We start from the raw sequence: 1,799 nt of genomic DNA on the forward strand, positions 1-1,799 counted from the left end.
TACTTGAAGTACTTGAATTATTTGCAACCGAAGAACATCCACCTAATAATAAAATACCGATTATAATCGTAATAAATCTAAATTTCATTTTATATCTCCTTTTCAACATGTAATAATTCTAATATAACATAAATTAGAAATCAAATACCCTTAGCGTGGGTTTTTTTTTAAAATGCTGGCGGTACCTCATAAAGTGTGTACATAAATCAATGTTCAATTAATCTTTGAATTTTATCTTTCTGAACATGTATTTATCTTTTAAAGATGCTGCCAAGATAAGTTTTTTTTCCAAAATTGATATAGTGACCCCTTAAGCTGTTATGAATATGCCTAATGTTTATTTTGCTAAGTTCCCAGTGAAAACCCAACCATTTACTTCCTCATCTAATGAATTTGTGTACATTATAAATGACCAATTTCGTTTCTTTTCAATAATTATCACGGGTTTATTATAAGGAGTGGTGTCAATTACACCAGAAGCGCGTTGTTGTGATCGGAAAACAGGTGTTTCTCTATTGGTAACCCGAATTCTGTTTACAGCAGACTGAGCAATACCAAAATCCCTTTCTAAAGTTGTTTTTACTTGCTTTGCATTTTCTTCAGGCTTATTAGATATGAATGGTTCTGTTGCAAAGTTTGAAAAAAGCATAAACAGGTTGGTAAATGAGGAACAATGTTTAGGAAGTGGCTAATAATTGTTGAAGTTCATTGTACGTTGAAAAAGCGGAGTCTCTTTGAAGACTTCGCCTTTGTTTATATAGGGCATGAATGGTCTCAATACCTTTTAACGTACGTGAAGCATGACGAAGATTTTGAAATCCTGCGGATTTGGTAAAACGTTTCTTTACATGCCTGTGATCCTGTTCAATAAGATTGTTTAAATGTTTGATTGTACAATGGATTGTAGTTTGATAAAATCCTTGTTTTCTTAATTTGTTAAATGCGCAAAGTAATGCACTTGCTTTGTCTGTAGTGAGAACCGTAGGTTCTCCAAAATGTTTTACTAATCTTTTCATGAAGGCATAGGCAGCCTGATGATCCCGTTTTTTACAAAGTTGAATATCCAATGTATGTCCATCTTTATCAATTGCACGATAAAGATAACGCCATTCTCCCTTAACTTTGATATAAGTTTCATCCAAATGCCAAGATAAGCGTGCGGATTTATTTTTCACTTTCCAAATTTGATAGATGAGATTTCCATATTCATGAATACATCGCGATAACTTAAAGAAAAACGGCAATAGTAGCCTACAGCTACTAAAATAATCTCTTTCTTGAATTGTTTTCCTTTAAAATATCTCATGTCTGATTCTCCTATATCCTGTTTTCTAGAGTGTATCTTCATGTAGAAAACTTTGCAACAGAACCGTTTTTTTGCATTCGCAAAGGAATTCCAACAGGTATGAAAATAATTTTAGGTTTATACCGCAAACAAAACACACCTTTAGGTACAAATTAGCTTATTCAAGTAATTAGTGGGCGATATCATAGGCTAAAGATTGTTCCAAATATTCACCCATAAATTTCTGATAAGTTAAAAAATATAACAACAAAACGTTTAAAATATGATAAAATACAATTATATTTGAAAAAGAGTAGTGGATTCAAGTTGTTACTTACATGAACTCCAAAGAAAAAAGCCAAATTCTAGATAGATTTGGCTTTTTTCTTTTTATGCATTTTTAGCTAAAATAGCATGGTCTTTAAATCCTTGTTAGGGGCAAGAATTTAAAGAAGAGTTTAGCTTAATTATGATTTTACATAAATTGCATATTTTAGTAAATTGATATTATCTA

At 31.3% G+C, this 1,799-nt stretch carries 2 pseudogenes; both read right to left on the reverse strand.

Annotated features, from left to right (window positions below):
* Positions 1-337 precede the first annotated feature (337 nt).
* Positions 338-619: pseudogene (locus CN288_RS21800) on the reverse strand (hypothetical protein); the annotation flags it as partial.
* Positions 620-677: 58 nt separating this feature from the next.
* A pseudogene (locus tag CN288_RS21805) lies at positions 678-1,306 on the reverse strand (IS6 family transposase).
* Positions 1,307-1,799 lie beyond the last annotated feature (493 nt).

The organism is Bacillus sp. AFS023182 (genome assembly GCF_002560575.1).
GTDB lineage: Bacteria > Bacillota > Bacilli > Bacillales > Bacillaceae_G > Bacillus_A > Bacillus_A arachidis.